This is a genomic window from Acinetobacter sp. YH16052, from assembly GCF_013417155.1.
Taxonomy (GTDB): domain Bacteria; phylum Pseudomonadota; class Gammaproteobacteria; order Pseudomonadales; family Moraxellaceae; genus Acinetobacter.
Map to the genome: position 1 here is coordinate 1 of NZ_VPEO01000133.1, position 1,687 is coordinate 1,687.

Below are 1,687 nucleotides of genomic sequence, written 5' to 3' on the forward strand. Positions count from 1 at the left end.
CATTGATAGAACAAAGAATAATGCTTCTAGCTATAGTCGAAGCTAGAGAATCACAAAAGCTTTCCCCTGATACCCCGATAGAAGTATCAGTGAGTGACTATATTCATCAGTTTAAAGTCGATAGTAATAATGCTTATGCCTTGCTTAAAGATGCTGCTAGGACATTAAAACGAAGAGAATTTAGTTATCTAGATAGGTATAAGGGGATAGAGGCTCTTTCGACTGCCAATTGGGTTAATAAAGTAACGTATGTTGATAATAACGGTTTGATTGTTTTATATCTAAGTCATGAAGTAATTAGCTTAATTAGCAAGCTGAGCGAACAATTTACAAAATACTATATCGAACAAGTTTCAGACTTTAAAAGTAAATATAGTATTCGCTTATATGAACTTATTATTAAGTGGTTAAGCGTTACTAAGACAGAAAAATACAGCATCAATGACTTGAGATCAAAGCTTGGACTTAGTGTTGAAGAGTATTCAACTATGTCTAATTTCAAATCCAATGTCTTAGACAAAGCAATTAATGAAATTAACAAACATACTGATATAAGTGTTGATTATCAACAGTTTAAGAAAGGTCGAGTTATCACTGATATTCAATTTTCTATAAAGTCTAAAGCTCGACCTTCTAAGCAAACTAACTCTCTCAAACAGTCTTTTTATCAAATGAGTGACTCACAAATTAACTTATTTGGAAATCAATTATCTCGCCTACATGAACTGTCTCATTTAGCAAATCAAGGTGAAAGCTATGAAGAGTTAGCCATTAAAATTAAAGATATGCTCAGAGATCCAGTACAACAAAAACAACTTCTTCCACATCTTAAAGATCTAGGTTTTAACGTTTAAGTACATTACAGTTCATGTAATGACGGACTAAAACCATAATTAAAGAACTATGCCTAAATTTACTGTTGCGGAATTAGCTAAAAAATATGGAATCGCTCGTACATCTATTTATGATCGTATGAAGAATGGTTCTATTAGTTATGAAATTGACTCTAAGAATCGAAAAGTCATTGATTTTAGTGAAATGCAACGTGTTTACGGTATGCCTAACAGTCAGGCTGACAGTAAGCCTGATAGTAAGGAAACTGACAACACTACAGTTGAACTGTACAAGCAATTGATTGAAGAATTACGACATGATAAATCAGTTGCCGAAGAACGTGAAAGGCGTATGTACAAAGAGATTGAGCAACTTAAAGATAAAATTGACAACCTAACATTAGCACTTGGCTATACACCTAAAAATATTCAGCCTGACAGTCAGGATTACAGTACAAATGAACAAATCCGTACAACTACAGACTTACAAGAAATTGTACAGCCCGAACAAATTACAGCAATAGAAAATAAGCCTATTCAGCAAGCTGCTACGATAACACCGGAACCTAAAAAACGAGGTTTATTGGGCCGAGTGCTACATGCTGTTTTAAGTGATGACTAGAGGTTGAATTGTTTACCAAGGCTTATTAAAACCGTGAAACATTGATTAAATAGTAGGCGTGGAACGTGAAAAATCATAAAAAAAACCCACCTTGGGGAAGGTGGGCTATCAACTAGAAACTACAGCATTGATTTCTAAGGATAATTATAAAGCATTTCGTATAACGTGTATTATGTTAATTTTAGATAAACTATAGAATCCATTAGTTTTTAAACCAATAAATTAAATATTT

Annotated in this window: 2 protein-coding genes; both read left to right on the plus strand. The window is 33.1% G+C overall.

The window, feature by feature from the left end; translation table 11 throughout:
- A partial coding sequence (gene repM / locus FTV42_RS16680) for a replication initiation protein RepM (RefSeq protein WP_180039237.1) occupies positions 1-854 on the plus strand: 854 nt, incomplete at its 5' end.
- Between the two features lie 49 nt (positions 855-903).
- A complete protein-coding gene (locus FTV42_RS16685) occupies positions 904-1,455 on the plus strand; it encodes a plasmid replication DNA-binding protein (protein WP_179996704.1) in 552 nt (183 codons plus the stop codon).
- The last annotated feature ends 232 nt before the right edge of the window (positions 1,456-1,687 follow it).

Excerpts from the sequence above, each read along its gene's own strand:
- FTV42_RS16685 (WP_179996704.1), top strand. The coding sequence starts at position 904 with ATGCCTAAATTTACTGTTGCGGAATTAGCTAAAAAATATGGAATCGCT.